This is a genomic window from Thalassospira tepidiphila MCCC 1A03514, assembly GCF_001662875.1.
Classification (GTDB): domain Bacteria; phylum Pseudomonadota; class Alphaproteobacteria; order Rhodospirillales; family Thalassospiraceae; genus Thalassospira; species Thalassospira tepidiphila.
On the sequence record NZ_JPVZ01000005.1, the window covers coordinates 284974 to 304743 of the forward strand.

Below are 19770 nucleotides of genomic sequence, written 5' to 3' on the forward strand. Positions count from 1 at the left end.
GTTAACCCCCCTGTTGCTGTCATGCATTAGCCAGCAAGTCCTTTGAGGAAACTAAAGACACCCAATTGCGTCAAATCGTTCCACGTTGCGAAAATTATTAAGCTGAATACCAAACCCGCGCCGATACGGAAACCATATTCTTGTGCTTTTGCCCCCAATGGCTTACCGCGAATTGCCTCAATCGCGTAGAACACAAGATGACCACCATCCAGGACCGGAACAGGCATCAGGTTGATCAACCCAAGGCTGATGGAAAGATAGCCCATAAAGAACAGAAGCGGTGCGATGCCCCCTTCGGCCACCTGTCCTGACATTTGCGCGATCCGGATCGGCCCGCCCAGTTCAGAACTGTCGCGATCACCACTGATCATTTCACCGAGTGCCGAGAAGGTCTGCGTGGTCAATGAATAGGTCGTCTCAAATGCGCGACCGACCGATTCCACAACCCCGGTGCGGCTCGTCTCAAAGTCACCAGCGGTGATGCCAAGGCGTCCGACCGTCGCAGTCATACCACCCTCGTCGACTTCGACGGCTTCGGGCGTCACGGCAAGATCAACGATTTCGCTGTCGCGTTGGACCGTGACGGAAATCGGTTGCCCGGGATTTGCTCGCACAATGTCAGAAAGCTCAGAAAACCATTCAACCGGCTGACCGTTGATCGCGGTGATGCGGTCATCAGCCATCAGGCCAGCAACAGATGCCGGGCTGTTTTCAAGAACCTCGCCAACAACCGGCAAGGCACGCTGTTGTCCGACAGCGGCAAACAGGAAGGTAAAGACGATGATGGCAAAGATGAAGTTGGCCAAAGGTCCTGCAAAAACGATGGCCGCGCGCGCGGCAACCCCTTTGTGATGGAAGGCGTATTTTGCTTCTTCGGCGTCAAGGTCATCGCGACCACCGGCACTGGCAGGGTTCATATCGCCAAACATTTTGACGTAACCGCCAAGCGGGATCAGGCTGACTTTCCAGCGCGTGCCTTTTTTATCCTGCCAACCGAAAAGTTCGGGGCCAAATCCGATTGAAAAGGCTTCGACCTTCACGCCGTTTTTGATTGCCACCCAGTAGTGACCATATTCGTGAACAAACACGAGTACCGAGAGCACAAAAAGAAAAGCAAGTAAGGTTTCCATCAAGAATTCCCTAAGCCGGTGAAACCGGCAGTTTCAATCTAAGAAACCGACACAAGACACGCCGACGTTTCCCGGCGCACCATTGCATCTGTTTCAAATACCTGTTCAAGGCTGGTCAGCGGTTCGCTTCCAAGCCTTGTCATGACCTTTTCGACAGTCGCGGCGATTTCAAGGAATCCGATTCTGTCGTTAAGGAACGCTTCGACGGCGACTTCGTTGGCAGCGTTCAGAACAGTAGGCAGCGTGCCACCTTCCTGCAAGGCCTGTCGTGCCAGACGAAGAGCCGGGAAACGATTTGTATCCGGCGCCTCGAAGTTCAAACGCCCGATCGTGGCAAAATCAAGACGCGGTGCGTCCACTTTGATCCGATCCGGCCATGAAAGCGCATAAGCAATTGGCGTACGCATATCCGGAGATCCCAGCTGTGCCAGCACAGAACCATCAGGATATTCCACCATGCTGTGAACAACTGATTGAGGATGAACAACAATTTCAATCTGTTCCTCGGCGACCGGGAACAGGTGCCAAGCCTCTATCAGCTCAAGGCCTTTGTTCATCATGGTCGCAGAATCGATCGAAATCTTGGCGCCCATTTCCCAATTCGGATGGGCCAAAGCCTGTACACGGGTGACAGATTGCATGTCCTTTAACGACCATTCCCGGAATGGACCGCCCGAAGCGGTTAAAAGGATACGGTCGATGCGCATTTCTTCGCGATCCTCGAGAACCTGGAAAATTGCACTATGTTCGGAATCAACCGGGATCAGGGTCGCACCATGCCTGGAAATTTCCGCCGTCATCAGGGCGCCGGCACAGACCAACGTTTCCTTATTGGCAAGTCCGATGCGTGCACCACGGCGAATGGCCGCGAGCGTCGGTTTCAGGCCAGCTGCCCCAACAATTGCGGCAATGACGATGTCAGAGGGACGTTCGGCAGCCTCGATCAGCGCGTCTTCACCGGCCGCGATTTCAATCCCCTTCCCAGCCAGAGCATCGCGAAGGTCCGCAAAACGGGAAGAATCGCCGATCACGGCGCATTTGGCACCAAGTTCGATGGCGGCCTTGGCCAATGCATCGACATTGCGATGCGCCGTTACAGCTTCGACAACATATTTGTCAGTGTGGGACTTTAAAACATCAACGGTGCTGGCCCCGATGGAACCGGTAACACCAAAGACACTGACGGATTTCTTCAAAGTCATCAAACACCTGTAAAGACAGCAGCCCGAGGATTGGCCGCCTTAACGCAGAGAAAGCCCTGCGAAACAGATAATAGCAAAGGCCACAGGAAACACCGACAACATCCCGTCAGCACGATCAAGCAATCCGCCATGGCCCGGGATCAGGTGACTGCTGTCCTTGACCTTGAAACGACGTTTGAGCGCGGATTCACCAAGATCACCGATTTGGGCAATGATCGCCAAAACCATACTGACAGCGACAATCGCCCAATTGATCGCATCGGAACTGAAATAGGTGACCAATCCGCCGATCAAACCGGCACAGACCATGCCACCGATCAACCCCGCCCATGTTTTCTTCGGGCTGAAGCGTGGTGCGAGTTTTGGGCCGCCAATGGTCTTGCCAAAGGCATAACCGCCTGTGTCGGTCGCCCAGACAAGGAAGAACAGCCACATAATGATCAGAAGACCGTCGCCATCCTGAGTGCGCAGCCAAAGCGCTGACAGGGCAGCAACCGAGATGTACAAAACGCCAAACCCGGCAAGCAACCAGTTGGGGCCCGAACGGGCCGCAGCAATAATCACACCGATGGCAATCGGCATGACAATATATTCTTCCTGACCAGCGACATACATTATCATCGCAACCGCAAGCGCAACGGCGGTAACAACCGATATGCCGTTATGGTGGTTCGGGGCGCACATCCGCGACCATTCCCACATCATCCCCGCAGAAAACACAAACAGTAATATGTCAAAATAGGGAGATCCGAACCAGACCGCCGCAACAGCCACAGGCGCCATAACCATCGCGGAAAGAACGCGTGGTATCAGGCCGGAATTGGTATCTTTTTGATCTTGTGTCTCAGATGACAGCACCAAAACGCCGCTCCCGCCCGGCAAAATTATCGATAGCTTTTTCGAGGTGGCTGCGATCAAAGTCCGGCCAAAGCACATCTTCAAAGACGAATTCAGTATAGGCCGACTGCCAGAGCAAGAAATTACTGATCCGCTGTTCGCCGCTGGTTCGGATCAGAAGATCCGGGTCCGGAATACCGGCTGTCGACAAGTTTTGTTCGATCAGGTCTTCGGTAATCTCGTCGGCGGACAGTTCGCCTGCGGCAACCTTGGCGGCAATATCGCGTACAGCCTGCGTGATTTCAGCACGCGCACCATAGCTCAGTGCGATGGTCAGGTTCAGGCGCGTATTGTCGCGTGTTTGATCTTCGGCCTTGGCCAGAAGTTCACGGATATCATCAGCAAAACGCGAACGATCGCCAATAATGCGAATTTTGATACCATTCTTGTGCAAAGTGGATAATTCGCGCTTCACGAACAGGCGCAGCAAACCCATCAGATCGCTGACTTCGCTTTCCGGACGCTTCCAGTTCTCGGTCGAGAAGCCATAAAGCGTCAGATACTCGATTCCAAGTTCGCCTGCGGCTTCGATGGTGCGACGGACGGCGTCAACACCGGCGCGATGCCCCATCGTCCGCGGTCGGCCACGCCCGCGCGCCCAGCGCCCGTTGCCATCCATGATGATGGCAACATGACGCGGCACACAAAGCGCATCTGAAGGTTGAGTTTGCGAAGAAAGCACAGCCATAATCAGACTTGCATGATTTCCTGTTCTTTGTGGGCGAGCGCTTCGTCGATCTCGCCGATGACCTTGTCGGTCAGCTTCTGGACTTCTTTTTCTTCGTCGTGCATCTCGTCCTTGGAGATGTCACCGTCCTTTTCCCATTTTTTCAGCTGATCCATGCCATCGCGACGGACGTTACGAACCGAAATCTTGGCCTGCTCGGCATATTTGCCTGCAACCTTGGAAAGTTCGGTACGACGTTCTTCGTTAAGTGCCGGGATCGGAACGCGAACAAGCGTGCCGTCAGCAGCCGGGTTCAGGCCAAGGCCCGAATCACGGATGGCTTTTTCGACGGCCTTGACCATCGACTTGTCCCAAACCTGAACCGAAAGCATACGGGATTCTGGAACACTGACCGATGCCACCTGATTAAGCGGGGTCGGAACGCCATAGGCTTCAACCATGACCGGTTCCAGAAGGCTCACACTGGCGCGCCCGGTACGCAGACCGGTGAACTCCTTGTGCAATACTTCCACAGCCCCTTCCATACGGCGGGACAGGTCCTTTTTTAGGCCAGCAACGTCAGACACGTTCAGTCTCCATTCGAAATAATCGTAAACGTCCCCTTCGCAGAAACAACGTCTGCGAAGGCACCCGGATTATGCAAAGAAAATACAATAACCGGAATATCATTTTCGCGTGCCAAAGAAATAGCCGATGCGTCCATAACACGCAAATCTTTGGACAGAACTTCCATATAGGTCAGAGAGTCATAGCGTTCTGCCGTCGGGTCGGTTTTCGGATCCGCAGTGTAGACACCGTCAACCTGGGTGCCCTTGAGCAATGCATCACAACCCATTTCGACCGCGCGCAAGGCAGCAGCAGTATCGGTGGTGAAGAACGGGTTACCAGTGCCCGCAGCAAAGATCACAACGCGGCCCTTTTCCATGTGACGGACCGCGCGGCGGCGCACATAGGGCTCACAGACAGAAGACATCGGGATGGCGGACTGGACGCGGGTCTGAACGCCATGGCGTTCCAGCGCGTTCTGAACAGCAAGGGCGTTCATGATGGTGGCCAGCATGCCCATATAGTCGGCGGTTGCGCGTTCCATGCCCTGGGAGGCACCTTTGACACCGCGGAAGATGTTCCCGCCGCCGATCACCATGCAGACTTCAGCACCCATGTCATGAACGGCTTTGATTTCGCTGGCAATCCGGTCAACAGTTTCTGGATCGATACCGTATTGCTGTTTACCCAAAAGCCCCTCGCCCGAGAGCTTCAAAAGGACGCGACGAAACTTCAATGGGCCGTTTTCTGCCATGTCGGATTGCCTCTTAAATGCCGATGTAACGCATTGCCCGAACGCGGGAAATGCAGAATTCAGATATAAAAAGACCGGCGAGTAACAGGGCGGATATGCGCTGCCGACCTCGCCGGTCTGGATCATACACGAAATGGTGACAAACGCACCATTCCGAACAGATGTTTTATTTGTTCAGCTGCTCAGCAACTTCGGCAGCAAAGTCTTTTTCTTCGCGTTCGATGCCTTCACCGAGTTCGAAGCGCACAAAGCCCTTAAGGGTGATCGGCTTGCCAGCTTCTTTGGCAGCGTTCTCAATCACGGTTTTGACTTTGTTTTCACCGTCAATCACGAAGGTCTGTTCAACCAGAACAACCTGCTCGTAATATTTACGGATACGACCTTCGATCATCTTTTCGATGATTTCTGCCGGACGGCCGGATTCTTTGGCCTGTTCGGTCAGAACAGCTTTTTCACGCTCTACCAGTTCCGGATCAAGATCATCAACGGTTGCCGATGCCGGGTTGGTTGCAGCAATGTGCATCGCGATCTGTTTGCCAAGGCCTTCGAGAACGCCAGCGTCTGCTTCGGATTCAAGCGCAACCAGAACACCGATCTTACCCAGATCAGTGGCAACAGCGGAGTGAACGTAGGAAGCAACAACACCTTTGTCGACAGCCAGACCAGCCGAGCGACGCAGCGACATGTTTTCGCCGATGGTGGCGATCATGTGGGTGACCTGCTCTTCGACGTTACGCGAGGTGCCCGGGTAAGCAGCAGCTTTGAGGGCATCGATATCGCCGTTAGCAGCAACCGCCTGATTTGCGATTTCGCCAACAAATTTCTGGAAGTCTTCGTTACGCGAAACGAAGTCGGTCTCGGAGTTCAGCTCGACAACTGCACCTTTGGTGCCGTCAACTGCAACAGCAACCAGACCTTCGGCAGCAACACGGCCAGCTTTCTTGGCGGCAGCAGCAAGACCTTTGGTGCGAAGCCAGTCAACAGCTGCTTCAAGGTTACCATCGGTTTCGGACAGCGCTTTTTTGCAATCCATCATGCCAGCGCCGGTGGTTTCGCGAAGCTCTTTAACGAGAGCAGCGGTAATAGCCATTTTTAAAGCCCCTAAGTACGCGATCAGGTTAACACCTAACAAAACGGCGGCATGCTAGCCGCCGTTTCATAAGGTACAAAATGAAACTTATGCGGAAGCTTCTTCTGCAGCTTCGGAAGCAGCAGCTGCCTCGGCCGGAACTTCTTCCGCTTCGCCAAGGTCTGCGCCAGAAGCAGTCATTTCTTCCTGGATGCCGTCCAGAACGGAACCAACGAACAGATCGCAATACAGCTGGATTGCGCGGATCGCATCGTCGTTGCCCGGAACCGGGAACTGAACGTTTGCCGGATCAGAGTTGGAGTCGAGGATCGCAACAACCGGGATGTTCAGGTTTTTGGCATCCTGAATAGCAAGCGATTCTTTGTTGGTGTCGACCACGACGATAATGTCGGGAAGACCACCCATGTCCTTAATACCGCCAAGAGCGCGCTCAAGCTTGTCGCGCGAACGGGTCAGGTTCAGGATTTCTTTTTTGGTCAGACCTTCTGCACCAGCGTTCAGGATTTCGTCCTGCTCTTTGAGGCGCTTGATCGAGTTGGAAACGGTGTTCCAGTTGGTCAGCATGCCGCCGAGCCAGCGATGGTTCACATAGTACTGGCCGCAACGCTTTGCAGCGTCTGCGATGATCGGGGAAGCCTGACGCTTGGTACCAACGAAGAGAACACGACCACCCGAAGCGGTTACGTCACGAACAGCCTGCATCGCACGATGCAGCATCGGAACGGTTTCCTGCAGGTTCAGGATGTGAATGTCGTTGCGGGCACCAAAGATGTACGGTTTCATCTTCGGGTTCCAACGGCGGGTGTGGTGACCAAAGTGGACACCAGCTTCCATGAGCTGGCGCATGGTAAAGGTTGGCAAAGCCATGATAATTCCTACCTTTTTCCGGTTAATACCTCCGCGGAAGGGAATTCCATACACCATGTATGAAACACCGGATGGACGAGTTGCCATATGACGGCAGTCGCCGCTCTTCCGCGTGCGATGTTCGGGCGGGTTTTAATCCCCTCAGCGAGAGATTGCAACCCCTAAAATGCGCACAAATGTGCGGTTCTCAACAGTTCCGACGGACGATGCGCGCCAACCAGATGAAATCATCAGATTTCTTCGGCAAATTCCACACCGGGAATCGCGCCAATTGCGCCGATCAGGGATGGGCCAACCTTGTAGTTTTCTTCAAGCTCGATCTCGGCCATGCGACCGTCATCGCAAACCGTTGAGAGACTGACAAGACCACGCCCCCGGCCCGCCTGTTCAAGCAACTGACGGATTTCCGCGACGGGATCAGGACGGTTCAGACGAATTCGAATGCCTTCGGCAGCACCGGCGACTGCCTGTTCAAGGTCTTCGACGCGCTGGCCCTGAATGCGCAGTTGGCCTTCGCGCATTTCAGCAGAAACGTTAAGCAAGACCGGGCGTCCGGCATTGATGATTTCCTTGTATGCCGCCCATGCCTCGGCCCAGAAGGCGACTTCGAAACTGCCGGTCGGGTCCGAGAACATGACAAAGGCGAATTTCGAGCCGTTCTTTTTCGAGATCATTTCGCGTGCGTTGATCAGGGTTCCGGCCAAGCGGATGGTACCCTTGTTTGATGCACGCATGCGGGCCGGCAATTCCTTGATCGGGGCGATACCGATGCGCTGGATGCTTTTGCCAAATGTATCAAGCGGATGGGCAGACAGATAGAACCCAATGGCCGAGAATTCCTCGGTCAGTTTTTCCATGGGGACCCAGTCGCGTTCATCAGGCAGACGGATCTGATCCTTGCCAAAGCCACTGCTGTCACCAAACATCGAAATCTGATCGTCGTTGCGCGCATGCATTTCGCGTTGGGCAACGGCGATGACCTTATCGACATTTTCAAACATGACCTTGCGGTTGGACGCAAGACAATCCAGCGCCCCGGCGCGTACCAGGTTTTCAAGCAGGCGTTTATTGACCGCACGGCTGTCGATGCGCGATGCGAAATCGGTGATGTCCTTGAACGGTCCGTTGGCTTCGCGTTCGGCCACCAGGCTTTCCATTGCGGCATCGCCGACATTTCGAACCGCAGCCAGTGCATAGCGGATCTTGCGCACGCCATCGTGGTTTTCAACCGAAAACGCGACTTGGGAATTGTTAACACAAGGCGGTAGGATTTCGATTTCAAGCCGTTCGACTTCCTGTTTGAAAATCGCCAGCTTTTCGGTGTTGTGCATATCAAGCGTCATCAGGGCGGCCATAAATTCGACCGGGTAGTTCGCCTTGAGATATGCCGTCTGATAGGCCACCAGCGCATAGGCCGCCGCGTGGGATTTGTTAAAGCCGTAGGATGCGAATTTGGCGACCTGATCAAAGATGTCAGACGCCTGTCCGCGATCAACGCCGTTCTTTTCCGCGCCATCAACAAACAGGCTGCGTTGCTTTTCCATTTCCTCGGCGATTTTCTTACCCATTGCACGGCGCAACAGGTCAGCACCGCCAAGCGAATAGCCCGCCATGATCTGGGCAAGTTCCATGACTTGCTCCTGATAGATCATGATGCCATAGGTTTCTTCGAGGATCGGCTGCAACATCGGGTGCATGTAATCAGGTTCTTCCTGACCGTGCTTACGCGCGATGTAATGCGGAATGTTATCCATCGGACCCGGACGATACAGCGCCACGACAGCGATAATATCTTCAAGCGTATCGGGCTTTAGCCCGCGCAAGACATCCTGCATGCCCTGGGATTCAAGCTGGAAAACCCCGACGGTTTCGGCTGCTGACAGAAGCTTAAAGGCCGGGCGATCATCAAGGGGAATTGCACTGATATCAAAGTCTTGCGGGACGTCTTTTCGAAGACGCATCAAATTGACGGCCTCGATAATCACCGTCAGCGTCTTAAGACCCAGGAAGTCAAACTTCACCAGACCGGCATTTTCAACATACTTCATGTTGAACTGGGTGACTGGCATGTCGGAACGCGGATCGCGATAGATCGGGACCAGTTCATCAAGGTCGCGGTCACCGATCACGACACCTGCCGCGTGGGTCGATGAATTACGATAAAGCCCTTCGATCTGCATGGCGATCGACAGCAGACGATCAATGTCCGGGTCCTCACGCGCGATGCGGCGCAGATCCGGTTCCATATCAATGGCTTCTTTCAGCGGGATCGGCTTGGCCGGATCGCCCGGGATCATTTTACAGATCTTGTCGACATAGCCATACGGGATCGACAATACACGCCCGACGTCACGCACAGCGGCCTTTGCTTGCAACTTACCAAAGGTGATGATCTGTGCGACGCGGTCGTGGCCGTATTTTTTCTGCACATACTCGATCACCTCGCCGCGCCGGTCCTGACAGAAGTCGACGTCAAAGTCAGGCATCGACACACGTTCCGGGTTCAGGAAGCGTTCGAACAGCAACGAAAACCGCAGCGGATCAAGGTCGGTAATCAGAAGTGCATAGGCCACGAGCGAGCCCGCACCCGAACCACGGCCCGGCCCGACCGGGATTTCATGATCCTTTGCCCACTGGATGAAGTCGGCAACGATCAGGAAGTAACCCGGGAAGCCCATCTGATTGATGATGCCAAGTTCGTAATCAAGGCGTTCCCAATAAGGCTTGGCGATTTCTTCCTTTTCCGCATCCGACATTTCATCGGTGAAGACGTATTTTTCCAGACGGCCTTTCAGGCCCTCTTCGGACATGTGGCGGAGTTCGTCTACCTCTGTGCGGCCTTCGCCGCAATCAAAGGGCGGCAAGATCGGATCGATCTTTTCCACGTGCCAGGAACAACGCTTTGCGATCAAAATCGTATTGTCGCAGGCCTCGGGGATATCGGCGAACAGATCGCGCATTTCGGCTGCCGACTTGAAGCGATGATCCGGGGTCAGTTTCCAGCGATCTTCCTGACCAACAACCGCCCCCTGCCCGACGCAGATAAATACGTCATGGGCTTCGTACATATCGACCGTCGGGAAATAGCAGTTATTGGTCGCGACCAGCGGCACATCATGATCATAGGCCAACTTGATCAGGCCGGGTTCGACCTGTTCTTCAAGCGGTTCACCATGGCGCTGCAATTCGATGTAAAGGCGGTCACCAAAGATGTCCTTAAGCTCGGATAAGCAGCTTTCGGCCTTTTCGAGCTGTTCTTCACCCAGCAAACGCGCAAGCGGCCCGGTCGGGCCACCGGTCAGGCAGATGATGTGGTCGGCATATTTGCGGATATGTTCGTAAAGGGCCTTTGGCTCGCTGCCGGCTTCCGACGTCATATGTGCGCGCGAAACGATTTTCAGCAGGTTGAAATAGCCTTCCTTGTTCTGAGCAATCAGAACAAGGCGGTCTGGCATCGGTTCGCGGGCGATTTTGCCAACAGCGGGCTTGTCGCCATAACGTTCCACGCCCATCTGCACGCCAAGGATCGGCTGAATGCCGGCACCGCTGAGCGCACCGGCAAAATCAAGCGCACCGAACATGTTGTCGGTATCGGTCATCGCAACGGCGGGTTGGCCGTCAGCAGCGCAGAGTTTGGCAAGCTCCTTGGTCGTGATCGCACCTTCGGCCAGCGAATAGTTGGTGTGTACACGAAGATGGACGAAACCATTTTCCATCGGAGCCAGACCTCTGAAATATAAGAAAAATGCAGGAGTGCCGCGCCCATCACAGGCGCGGCAAAACCAGCTTAAAGAATTTTGATCGCTTAGGGAAGATCAGCGGGATCGAGTTCGATCAAATGACCGTCGCGCAGCGTCACCACCCGATCCATCTGGCGTGCAAGTTCCGGGTTATGGGTCGCAATCAGCGACGCAAGACCGGTTTCACGCACCAGTGTCATCAGCATGCCAAACACCGTTTCGGCGGTTTGCGGATCAAGGTTGCCGGTGGGTTCGTCGGCAAACAGCACATCAGGCACGTTGGCCAGCGCACGGGCAATTGCAACACGCTGTTGTTCGCCGCCTGACAGACGCGCCGGGCGATGATCAGCACGCTTTTCAAGGCCAAGACAACGCAGCAGTTCCAACCCGCGTTCTTCGGCCTCGGCCCGTTTCAGGCCCTTGATCATTTGCGGCATGACGACATTTTCAAGGGCCGAAAATTCCGGCAGCAAATGATGGTACTGATAAACAAAGCCGATGTGGCTGCGGCGCATTTCAGTGCGCGCCAGATCAGACAGATCCGTGCTGCGCTTGCCACCGATGGACACCAGCCCGCCATCGGGCTTTTCCAACAGACCGGCAATCTGAAGCAGTGTTGATTTACCCGCACCTGACGGCCCGACTAGGGCAACGATTTCGCCCTGATGGATTTCGAGATCAACCGATTTCAGAATTTCGAGCTGATCGGGGCCCTGATTGAAAATGCGGTCAATCTTTTCTAGGCGCAGCACGACTTTACGCGCGCGCTGTTCAGCGGTTGTTTTCAACAGATCACTCATAGCGCAGGGCCTCCACCGGATCGAGGCGCGATGCCCGCCATGCCGGATAAACCGTGGCAAGGAAGGACAGTGTCAGCGACATGATGCAAACCATAACGACCTCGCCGACATCCATGTCGGCAGGAAGCTGCGACAGGAAGTAAATCTCGGCATTGAAAAGGTCAGTCCCGGTCAGGCTTTGGATAAACTGACGGATATTTTCGATGTTCAGGCAGAACAGAACCCCAATGACCAGACCAGAAATCGTGCCCAGCACACCGATGGATGCACCCGCCAGGAAGAATACCTTCATGATCGACTGACGGGTTGCCCCCATGGTGCGCAGGATCGCGATATCACGCCCCTTGTCCTTTACCAGCATGACCATGCCCGAAATGATATTAAATGCCGCAACAAGGATGATCAGGGTCAGGATCAGGAACATCACATTGCGTTCGACCTGAAGCGCATTAAAGAACCCGGCATTGGATTGTTGCCAATTGACCAGACGCAAGGATTGCCCGGACAAGCTTGCCAGCAATTCATCCATGGTGTCATCAAGTGCGCCGATATCTTCAAGCATCACTTCAAAATGGGTGATTTTTTCCGGAAGTCGGAAATAGACCTGCGCGGCCTCAAGCGGCATGAAGATAAAGCCGCTGTCATATTCATACATGCCAATATCAAACAAGCCCGCCACGGTGTAACCCCGCACACGCGGCACGGAACCGAATGCGGTGACATTGCCCTTCGGCGAGATCAGGTTGACCGTATCGCCAACGCCCACGCCAAGCTTCATGGCCAAACGCGCGCCCATGATCACGGTGTCTTCGCCCTTGAAATCATCCAAGGATCCGAAAACGATATTATCGGCGATGGTTTCGCGTTTTTTGACATCTTCGGGGCGCATGCCGCGCACAATGGCACCGGATGCGCGGCCGTTCTTCGATGCCATCACCTGCCCTTCGACCACGGGTACGGTCAGAACCACATTGCCATTTTTGGCAATCTCGTTTTCGATCTTGGCGTAATCGCCAAGGCCGCCATTACCCTGTGCATAGACCGAGATATGGCCGTTCAGCCCGAGAATTCGGCCAAGCAGTTCCGCCCTGAAACCATTCATCACCGACATGACAATGATGAGTGTCGCAACACCCAACATGATGCCGAGCAACGAGAAGATGGCGATGACGGAAACAAAGCCTTCCTGCCGACGTGGACGCAGGTAGCGAAAGGCCACCATACGTTCGAACGGACTGAACATGGGCAATCGATCCTTGTGGAAGCGGGTCAGGAAAAAGGTATGAACAAAGAACTTAGCGTTCAAACCGAAAATGGCAACGGGGCAGCACAAGCTGCCCCGTCTGAAAGCATATTTTATCAGGCGCTGAGCTGATTAAGCGCCGCTTCGAAGGTGACTTCGGTTTTCTCACCCGATTTGCGGTTCTTGAGCTCAACAACGCCGTTTTTAAGGCCTTTGGGGCCAATGACGATCTGCCAGGGCAGACCGATCAGATCCATATCGGCAAACTTGCCACCGGCGCGGATATCGCGGTCATCATAAAGGACCTCGATCCCGGCATTGGTCAGTTTGGCATAGGCATCTTCACAGGCCGCATCGCATTCATCGTCACCGGTACGCAGATTGATCAGGCCAACCTTGTACGGCGCGACAGATTCCGGCCAGATAATGCCGTTTTCGTCGTGGGATGCCTCGATCAATGCACCGACAAGGCGCGACACGCCAATGCCGTACGAGCCCATCTGAACCGGAACTTCGGTGCCATCCGGGCCAAGGACGGTTGCGCCCATCGGTTCGGAATATTTGGTACCAAAGTGGAAGATGTGACCAACTTCGATGCCGCGCGTGGTGACAAGATCATCACCAAGGGCCGTTACAGCCTCGTTGCTGGCATCGTGCATTTCTTCGGTCGCGGCGTAATCTTCAAGCGTGCCCTGCACCCAGTTTTCAAGGCCGGTACGATCATTGAGATCAACACCCTTGCCGGTCAGGTCCTTGTCGAGCCACTTCTTGTCGCAGAAGACTTCACTTTCGCCGGTATCGGCCAGAATGATGAATTCGTGGCTAAGATCACCACCGATCGGGCCGGTATCGGCCACCATCGGGATCGCCTTGACGCCCAAACGGGTGAAGGTCCGGCAATAAGCCAGGAAGATCTTGTTATAGGTGTGACGCGCGCTTTCGTAATCGATATCGAACGAATAAGCGTCTTTCATGTAGAATTCGCGACCCCGCATCACGCCAAAGCGCGGGCGGATTTCATCGCGGAATTTCCACTGGATATGATAGAGCAGCTGCGGCAGCTGTTTATAAGAGCGCACATCCTTGCGGAAGATGTCGGTGATCGCTTCTTCGTTGGTCGGACCAAACAGCATCTTGCGATCATGACGGTCGGTGATGCGCAGCATCTCAAGACCGTAATCATCATAACGACCACTTTCCTGCCACAGCTCGGCCGGCTGAATGGTTGGCATCAGAAGCTCGTTAAAGCCGATCTTGTCCTGTTCTTCGCGAACGATCTGTTCGATCTTTTTAAGAACACGGTGGCCGAGTGGCAGCCAGGAATAGATCCCTGCGGTCAGCTGACGCACCATACCGGCGCGGAGCATCAGACGATGGGACGCAATCTGGGCTTCCGAAGGGGTTTCCTTCAGGGTCGGCAGAAAGAACTGGGAAAGACGCATCAATGCCTCGTGATGATCAGATCTGAATATTTGGGTCTGTAATAACCTTGCCCGGAAAATGCGACAGAGCCGCCCGAAACGCAAGCCGGAACTTGCTTTATATCATCGATGGCTGGTTAAGCGCCAAAGATGGCAAAACAACGACGGCAATCAACGAAAGCCCGCCTTGCGGCATGCATCAATCAGTTCAGCGTTGTTGGCATCATCGCCAAGCGGCTGATCATTGAAATAAACCCGCCCGTTGCGATAGGTGATCTTGCCGATATTCTGTTCGCCGCTGACCCCGTCCGGCACGGTGATGCCGGAATATTTGAAGAAGTCGATGGTGACCGGAAATTCGATTTCCTTGGGCAGCGAATTCAAGATGTTGCTGCCACCATTCAAATCTGCCGGGGCAACCGCATTCCCGCGCACATCAACACCCGGCTTGTACGCCACATCGTCGTCCGGCACATGCGTGACCAGTTCCTTGCAGGCAGCACGCGTAACAGTGATCGTTGGTGCCGGTGCCTCATTTGTTGCTGCAGCATCATCCGCAGCACCGCCATCCGTTTGTTCTGTCGCGGAGGGGAATGGGGATTCGTCCTGCGCCTTGGCCGTGATGAGCGGAGACACCATCAGCATCGCCACTGTGACAGGTGCCAATAGTCTGATTTTATGACCAAATCCGGCGTTTGAAATAGATTGGACCAATGAAAACTGGGGCATGATTTAGTTTCGTCCTATCTGTGTGCAGTGCAGCAACGATTCATTTGTGAAGTTTGGTCAAAACATCTTGCATAAAAATGAAACATGTGGCTTTTTAGTCGTCCGCTAACGGCGCAAGATCGTTGCGGAAGGCGTATCGCAGCCGCTCATAATATTGCGGGAGGCTTTGTTGCCAATAAGCATACAAGAAGCAGGCGCGACGTCGAAATAAAACCTGTGCATAAGCCCAGGTCTTAGGAGGAAGTATAAAAAGATTACGGGAAAACAGCTATAAAAATAGCGTCTTAGCAAGATCCTTGTGATCTTGCTTTTTTTTTGCCCCTGCCCCAATCGACGCGCCGAGCCATGATTTTTCTGCAGGGCTTACGACGTGCCAAAACGACAAAACCCCGCACAAAATGTTGCGGGGTTTTATATTTTACGGATTGGGTCAAGCGCCTTATTGCGGCGGTCGGACTTCGATCATGCCGCTGGTGATGACAAACCATGCGACCACCCACAGAATTGCCGAAATCAGACTGGTGGCGAGGATCTTTTTCCACATATGCGGCTTTTCCGGTGCGCCGCTGTCATGGCCCGGTTCAACATTTTCGACCCGCTTGACGCCGACCGGCAGCACCATGAACAGAACCAGCCACCAGATAACGATGTAAACAAGAAGTCCGGAAAACCAGTTCATAGGGGTGCCTTCGGGTTGGATGCAGCATCTGAATGTTTAAAAGACGATAGAAACGCCCGACCTGTTTTGCAAGGCCGGACGTTGTGCGGCGGATCTCGTGAGGGGCTAAAGCGGTTTGCGTTTAATCAAACCTGTTCGAGTTCGACCAGGGTTCCGTTGAAATCCTTGGGATGCAAAAACAGAACCGGCTTGCCATGGGCACCGATCTTGGGTTCACCATCACCCAGAACACGTGCACCACTTGCCTGCAGCTTGTCACGCGCAGCCAGAATGTCATCGACCTCGTAACAGACATGATGAATGCCGCCCGACGCGTTCTTTTCAAGGAAACCCTTGATCGGGGAATTGTCCCCCAACGGATAGAGCAGTTCGATCTTGGTATTGGGCAGTTCGACAAACACAACCGTCACGCCGTGATCGGGTTCGTCTTGCGGCTCCGAGACCTTTGCGCCCAGAACATCGCGATATTGCGCAATTCCGGCCTCTAGATCCGGCACAGCAATCGCAACGTGGTTCAGCCGTCCAATCATGGTGTTCTCCTAACGTCTTTCATCTGCCCGATTGGGGCTAATCTAGGACGGTGAACATCTTTAAGACAACTGCGCTTTTGGTCGAATGCGGTTGCCTGCGTGCTTAATCAGCCCTGCTCTTTCACACGCGCCAGATGCACTTCGATCAGCGGGCGTTTGCCCATGCGTTGACGCACCGGACGGCGCAAAGCCTGACGGACGGCAAGGATCACCGTGGCATCATCCATGACTTCTTCGTCATTAAGCTGATCAATGCGATTGCCGATTTCGGCCGCAAATTGATCCAGACGGGTTTCTTCGCCGGGCTCGTCAAACAGGCTGGGGGCTGTGATCATCGGTTCATTGACCATTTCGCCAAACTGGTTGAGCACCACAGTCACAAACATCACCCCGTTCCAGACGATGCGATTGCGGTTACGGAAGGTATCGGCATCGCGTTTGAGCAACCGGCCGCCATCAAGGGCGAGAACGCCGGCCTCTGCCACGCCGATAACGTGGGCATCGCCGGGCGCCAGCCGAATAACCGTGCCGTCATGCGGGATCACCTGTTCGGGGATCTGACATTCCGCACCAAGGGCAGCCTGTTCGCACAGATGGCGGGTTTCGCCATGCACGGGCACCAGGATTTTAGGGCGGGTCAGCTGATACATTCGGGTCAGGTCTTCGCGGCCCGGATGGCCCGATACGTGGATCGGTTCATCACGCGCGGTGATGACTTTGACGCCACGGCGGATCAGCAGGTTCTGGATATAGCCAATCGACTTTTCATTGCCCGGAATTTCACGCGCCGAGAACACAACCGTATCGCCCGGATCGAGTTGAACCGTCGGATGATCGCCCTTGGCAATGCGCGACAATGCTGCACGCGGTTCGCCCTGTGACCCGGTGCACAGCAAAAGCACCTGATCCTTGGGAACTTCCATCGCGTCTTCGTCGGTCAGAAGGTTCGGATAGCCTTTAAGATAGCCAACTTCACGCGCGGCCTCTGTCACGCGGTTAAGCGACCGGCCGGCAAGCCCGACACAACGGCCGTTTTCATGGGCCGCTTCGATCACCGACTGCACACGGGCAACGTTGGTGGCAAAGCAGGCAACGGCAATGCGGCCTTGCGGATGTTCGGCGAACAGTTTGGACAGGTTCTTGGCGACATCGCCTTCGGAGCCTGTTTTGCCCTCCGAGAACACATTGGTCGAATCACACACCAGCGCCATGACACCTTCGTCGCCCAGTGCTTCGAGCTTTTTGACATCCGATGCCTCGCCAATCTGGGGATCGGGATCGAACTTCCAGTCGCCCGTGTGGACAATCAGGCCTTTGGGCGTGCGGATGGCAAGGGCGTTCGGTTCCAGGATCGAGTGCGTCATGGTGACGAATTCGATATCAAAGCAACCAAGCTGGAACCGCCCGCCCAGTTCGATCACATGGATCGGCACCTGGTCGGCAAAATCGGTTTCGGACAGCTTGGCCTTAAGGAATTCGGCGGCAAACGGGGTCGCGTAAATCGGGCATTTCAAACGCGGCCACAGATACGGCACAGCGCCCAGGTGATCTTCGTGCGCGTGGGTCAGGACCAGACCAAGCAGCTTGTCCTTGCGTTCCTCGATAAAGGTCGGGTCGGGCATGACCACATCGACGCCCGGCAACCCTTCCTCGCCGAACGAAACCCCCATATCGACCATCAACCATTGATCGTCATAGCCATAAAGGTTCAGGTTCATGCCAATTTCGCCGGAACCTCCGAGCGGCACGAACAAAACGTCATCTTTTGGCAAATACAAATCCACGGAAGCTATATCCTTTGTTTTCGGCGCATCAATTACATGCGGGATAATCGTTCCCCTTGCGTCACGCAAGTCTTTATCCTGTAGGGCGTTCGGTCTGCTGGCTGTTGCGACGATAGATCATCAACAAACCCAGCATGGTCAGATCACCGTGCAGATATTCAATTTCATCAACCGCCTTGGTAAAGAGCGGCGCAAGCCCACCGGTTGCCACGACTTTCATCTGGTCGACATTTTGCTGCTGGCGAATACGCGCCAGCAACCCTTCGATCATCGAGACATAGCCCCAATAGACCCCTGACTGCATGGCTTCGACCGTGTTTTTACCCACCACACTGCGCGGGGCTTCAATCGCGACCATCGGCAACTGGGCCGCGGCCATATGCAGGGCCTTGATCGACAGGTTGACACCCGGCGCAATCACACCGCCAAGGTAATCACCATTGCCGTCGACCACGTCAAAGGTCGTGGCCGTCCCGAAATCAAGCACCACCAGCGGCCCGCCAAACAGTTCATGGGCGGCAATCGCGTTGACAAGGCGGTCTGCACCCACCTCGCTCGGTCGGTCCATGATGATTTTCATATCAAGATTGACCGCAGGATCACCGACAACCATCGGTTCGACATTGAAATAACGGCGACACAGGGTCTTGAGGCTGAATTCCGCAGCCGGAACTACGGTGGCGATAATCGCCCCCGTAATCGCATCCTTGGGCACGCCAGACAGCGTGAAAAGATGGTGCAACCACACGCCCAACTCGTCCGCGGTGCGTTCGGTGGTGGTGGAACAGCGCCACTGGCCCTTGATGGTATCGCCATCAAAAACCGCAAAGACGATATTGGTGTTCCCGGCGTCAATCGCAAGCAACATGATGCTTACAAGCCTCCGCTACAAAGCAAGCTATGTGGTTATATCAGGCGGCAAAGAACACTTCGCCAGCCCCGATGCGGTGCTCAAAACCGCTGTCTTCTCTTAGGATAAGTTCGCCACCCTCATCAAGCCCGACGAAAGTTCCCTGAAGTTCGCGTTCGGTCAGGCGGGCGACAACCGGTTTGCCAATGCCATATCCGCGCGCGAGCCAGGCTTCGCGGATCGGTGCAAAACCGTCCTGTTCCCAGGTCGGCAACCAGTGTGCAACGCGCGCGACATAGGTTGATATCAGATCCGTAACCGAAACCGGGGAGCCCAACGCCGCCAACGAGGTTGCCGGGCGTTCAGCATCGTCGGGGAAAAAGGCGACATTCACCCCTGCCCCAATCACAAGATAGTCGGTTGCGGATCCCTGATTGGAAGCGCTTTCAAGCAGGATACCGCAAATCTTGCGATCATTGACCATCAGGTCATTGGGCCATTTGCAATCCGGACGCACCATACCGCCGGTGACGGTTTCAACCGCCTCGGCCATGGCAACAGCGATCAGGAAGGTCAGACGGGCGGCTTCGGCCAGTGAACAGGTCGGACGCAGCAACAGCGACGAATACAGATTGCCCACCGGTGACGACCAAGCACGACCACGGCGGCCGCGACCGGACGTCTGGGTTCTGGCTATAACAAGGGCGCCACTTTGGGCGCCCTTGTCTGCGAGGCGCTTGGCCTCTTCATTCGTGCTGTCGATCGTATCCCTTTCGTGAAGGGTGAAACCTTCGGGAAGACGGATCGTTCGCAATGCCAT

General features: G+C 54.7%; 18 protein-coding genes. All 18 read right to left on the bottom strand.

Annotated elements, in window-relative coordinates; all coding sequences use genetic code 11:
- Nucleotides 1–26 precede the first annotated feature (26 nt).
- Entirely contained in the window at nucleotides 27–1130 is a 1104-nt protein-coding gene (gene rseP / locus TH4_RS13460) for an RIP metalloprotease RseP (protein ID WP_064781493.1), read from the bottom strand.
- 38 nt (nucleotides 1131–1168) lie between these two features.
- Entirely contained in the window at nucleotides 1169–2332 is a 1164-nt protein-coding gene (locus TH4_RS13465; protein ID WP_064781494.1) for a 1-deoxy-D-xylulose-5-phosphate reductoisomerase, read from the bottom strand.
- A gap of 39 nt (nucleotides 2333–2371) precedes the next feature.
- On the bottom strand, nucleotides 2372–3268 hold the full coding sequence (locus tag TH4_RS13470; protein WP_280806646.1) for a phosphatidate cytidylyltransferase: 897 nt from the start codon (nucleotides 3266–3268) through the stop codon (nucleotides 2372–2374).
- Nucleotides 3177–3917 (bottom strand): isoprenyl transferase, encoded by a 741-nt coding sequence (locus TH4_RS13475; RefSeq protein ID WP_008891202.1) that lies wholly within the window; start codon nucleotides 3915–3917, stop codon nucleotides 3177–3179. The genes TH4_RS13470 and TH4_RS13475 overlap by 92 nt, the downstream gene beginning before the upstream one ends.
- Before the next feature lie 2 nt (nucleotides 3918–3919).
- Nucleotides 3920–4483 carry a ribosome recycling factor gene (gene frr, locus TH4_RS13480; RefSeq protein ID WP_008891203.1) on the bottom strand — a complete coding sequence of 188 codons (564 nt, stop codon included), beginning with the start codon at nucleotides 4481–4483 and terminating at the stop codon, nucleotides 3920–3922.
- Between the two features lie 2 nt (nucleotides 4484–4485).
- The gene (pyrH, locus tag TH4_RS13485) at nucleotides 4486–5217 is read right to left on the bottom strand and encodes a UMP kinase (RefSeq protein ID WP_040824079.1); all 732 of its coding nucleotides are present in this window, start codon (nucleotides 5215–5217) and stop codon (nucleotides 4486–4488) included.
- Between the two features lie 166 nt (nucleotides 5218–5383).
- The gene (gene tsf, locus TH4_RS13490; RefSeq protein ID WP_008891205.1) at nucleotides 5384–6307 is read right to left on the bottom strand and encodes a translation elongation factor Ts; all 924 of its coding nucleotides are present in this window, start codon (nucleotides 6305–6307) and stop codon (nucleotides 5384–5386) included.
- 87 nt (nucleotides 6308–6394) lie between these two features.
- Nucleotides 6395–7174: a 30S ribosomal protein S2 gene (gene rpsB, locus TH4_RS13495; protein ID WP_008891206.1), complete on the bottom strand. Its 780-nt coding sequence runs from the start codon at nucleotides 7172–7174 to the stop codon at nucleotides 6395–6397.
- Nucleotides 7175–7404: 230 nt separating this feature from the next.
- A complete protein-coding gene (dnaE, locus tag TH4_RS13500) occupies nucleotides 7405–10890 on the bottom strand; it encodes a DNA polymerase III subunit alpha (protein WP_064781496.1) in 3486 nt (1161 codons plus the stop codon).
- A gap of 89 nt (nucleotides 10891–10979) precedes the next feature.
- On the bottom strand, nucleotides 10980–11714 hold the full coding sequence (locus TH4_RS13505; RefSeq protein ID WP_008891210.1) for an ABC transporter ATP-binding protein: 735 nt from the start codon (nucleotides 11712–11714) through the stop codon (nucleotides 10980–10982).
- The gene (locus TH4_RS13510) at nucleotides 11707–12957 is read right to left on the bottom strand and encodes a lipoprotein-releasing ABC transporter permease subunit (RefSeq protein ID WP_064781497.1); all 1251 of its coding nucleotides are present in this window, start codon (nucleotides 12955–12957) and stop codon (nucleotides 11707–11709) included. The genes TH4_RS13505 and TH4_RS13510 overlap by 8 nt, the downstream gene beginning before the upstream one ends.
- Before the next feature lie 116 nt (nucleotides 12958–13073).
- Nucleotides 13074–14399, bottom strand: coding sequence for a proline--tRNA ligase (gene proS, locus TH4_RS13515; protein WP_064781498.1), 1326 nt, complete (start codon nucleotides 14397–14399; stop codon nucleotides 13074–13076).
- 150 nt (nucleotides 14400–14549) lie between these two features.
- A complete protein-coding gene (locus TH4_RS13520) occupies nucleotides 14550–15017 on the bottom strand; it encodes a hypothetical protein (protein WP_245227868.1) in 468 nt (155 codons plus the stop codon).
- 529 nt (nucleotides 15018–15546) lie between these two features.
- A complete protein-coding gene (locus TH4_RS13525) occupies nucleotides 15547–15786 on the bottom strand; it encodes a DUF1467 family protein (protein ID WP_008891214.1) in 240 nt (79 codons plus the stop codon).
- A 125-nt stretch (nucleotides 15787–15911) separates the two neighbouring features.
- Nucleotides 15912–16316: a methylmalonyl-CoA epimerase gene (gene mce, locus TH4_RS13530; protein WP_008891215.1), complete on the bottom strand. Its 405-nt coding sequence runs from the start codon at nucleotides 16314–16316 to the stop codon at nucleotides 15912–15914.
- 107 nt (nucleotides 16317–16423) lie between these two features.
- Nucleotides 16424–18100, bottom strand: coding sequence for a ribonuclease J (locus TH4_RS13535; RefSeq protein WP_197147393.1), 1677 nt, complete (start codon nucleotides 18098–18100; stop codon nucleotides 16424–16426).
- A gap of 73 nt (nucleotides 18101–18173) precedes the next feature.
- The gene (locus tag TH4_RS13540) at nucleotides 18174–18968 is read right to left on the bottom strand and encodes a type III pantothenate kinase (protein ID WP_008891217.1); all 795 of its coding nucleotides are present in this window, start codon (nucleotides 18966–18968) and stop codon (nucleotides 18174–18176) included.
- A 43-nt stretch (nucleotides 18969–19011) separates the two neighbouring features.
- Nucleotides 19012–19770, bottom strand: a complete 759-nt coding sequence (locus TH4_RS13545; protein WP_064781500.1) for a biotin--[acetyl-CoA-carboxylase] ligase — start codon at nucleotides 19768–19770, stop codon at nucleotides 19012–19014.

What these genes read in the sequence shown, in the direction of transcription:
- dnaE (WP_064781496.1), bottom strand. Translation starts at nt 10,890, where the DNA reads ATGGAAAATGGTTTCGTCCATCTTCGTGTACACACCAACTATTCGCTG.
- TH4_RS13520 (WP_245227868.1), bottom strand. Translation starts at nt 15,017, where the DNA reads ATGGTGTCTCCGCTCATCACGGCCAAGGCGCAGGACGAATCCCCATTC.
- TH4_RS13540 (WP_008891217.1), bottom strand. Translation starts at nt 18,968, where the DNA reads ATGTTGCTTGCGATTGACGCCGGGAACACCAATATCGTCTTTGCGGTT.
- TH4_RS13525 (WP_008891214.1), bottom strand. Translation starts at nt 15,786, where the DNA reads ATGAACTGGTTTTCCGGACTTCTTGTTTACATCGTTATCTGGTGGCTG.
- TH4_RS13545 (WP_064781500.1), bottom strand. Translation starts at nt 19,770, where the DNA reads ATGGCATTGCGAACGATCCGTCTTCCCGAAGGTTTCACCCTTCACGAA.
- TH4_RS13475 (WP_008891202.1), bottom strand. Translation starts at nt 3,917, where the DNA reads ATGGCTGTGCTTTCTTCGCAAACTCAACCTTCAGATGCGCTTTGTGTG.
- tsf (WP_008891205.1), bottom strand. Translation starts at nt 6,307, where the DNA reads ATGGCTATTACCGCTGCTCTCGTTAAAGAGCTTCGCGAAACCACCGGC.
- pyrH (WP_040824079.1), bottom strand. Translation starts at nt 5,217, where the DNA reads ATGGCAGAAAACGGCCCATTGAAGTTTCGTCGCGTCCTTTTGAAGCTC.
- TH4_RS13510 (WP_064781497.1), bottom strand. Translation starts at nt 12,957, where the DNA reads ATGTTCAGTCCGTTCGAACGTATGGTGGCCTTTCGCTACCTGCGTCCA.
- mce (WP_008891215.1), bottom strand. Translation starts at nt 16,316, where the DNA reads ATGATTGGACGGCTGAACCACGTTGCGATTGCTGTGCCGGATCTAGAG.
- TH4_RS13470 (WP_280806646.1), bottom strand. Translation starts at nt 3,268, where the DNA reads ATGTGCTTTGGCCGGACTTTGATCGCAGCCACCTCGAAAAAGCTATCG.
- rseP (WP_064781493.1), bottom strand. Translation starts at nt 1,130, where the DNA reads ATGGAAACCTTACTTGCTTTTCTTTTTGTGCTCTCGGTACTCGTGTTT.
- rpsB (WP_008891206.1), bottom strand. Translation starts at nt 7,174, where the DNA reads ATGGCTTTGCCAACCTTTACCATGCGCCAGCTCATGGAAGCTGGTGTC.
- TH4_RS13465 (WP_064781494.1), bottom strand. Translation starts at nt 2,332, where the DNA reads ATGACTTTGAAGAAATCCGTCAGTGTCTTTGGTGTTACCGGTTCCATC.
- proS (WP_064781498.1), bottom strand. Translation starts at nt 14,399, where the DNA reads ATGCGTCTTTCCCAGTTCTTTCTGCCGACCCTGAAGGAAACCCCTTCG.
- TH4_RS13505 (WP_008891210.1), bottom strand. Translation starts at nt 11,714, where the DNA reads ATGAGTGATCTGTTGAAAACAACCGCTGAACAGCGCGCGCGTAAAGTC.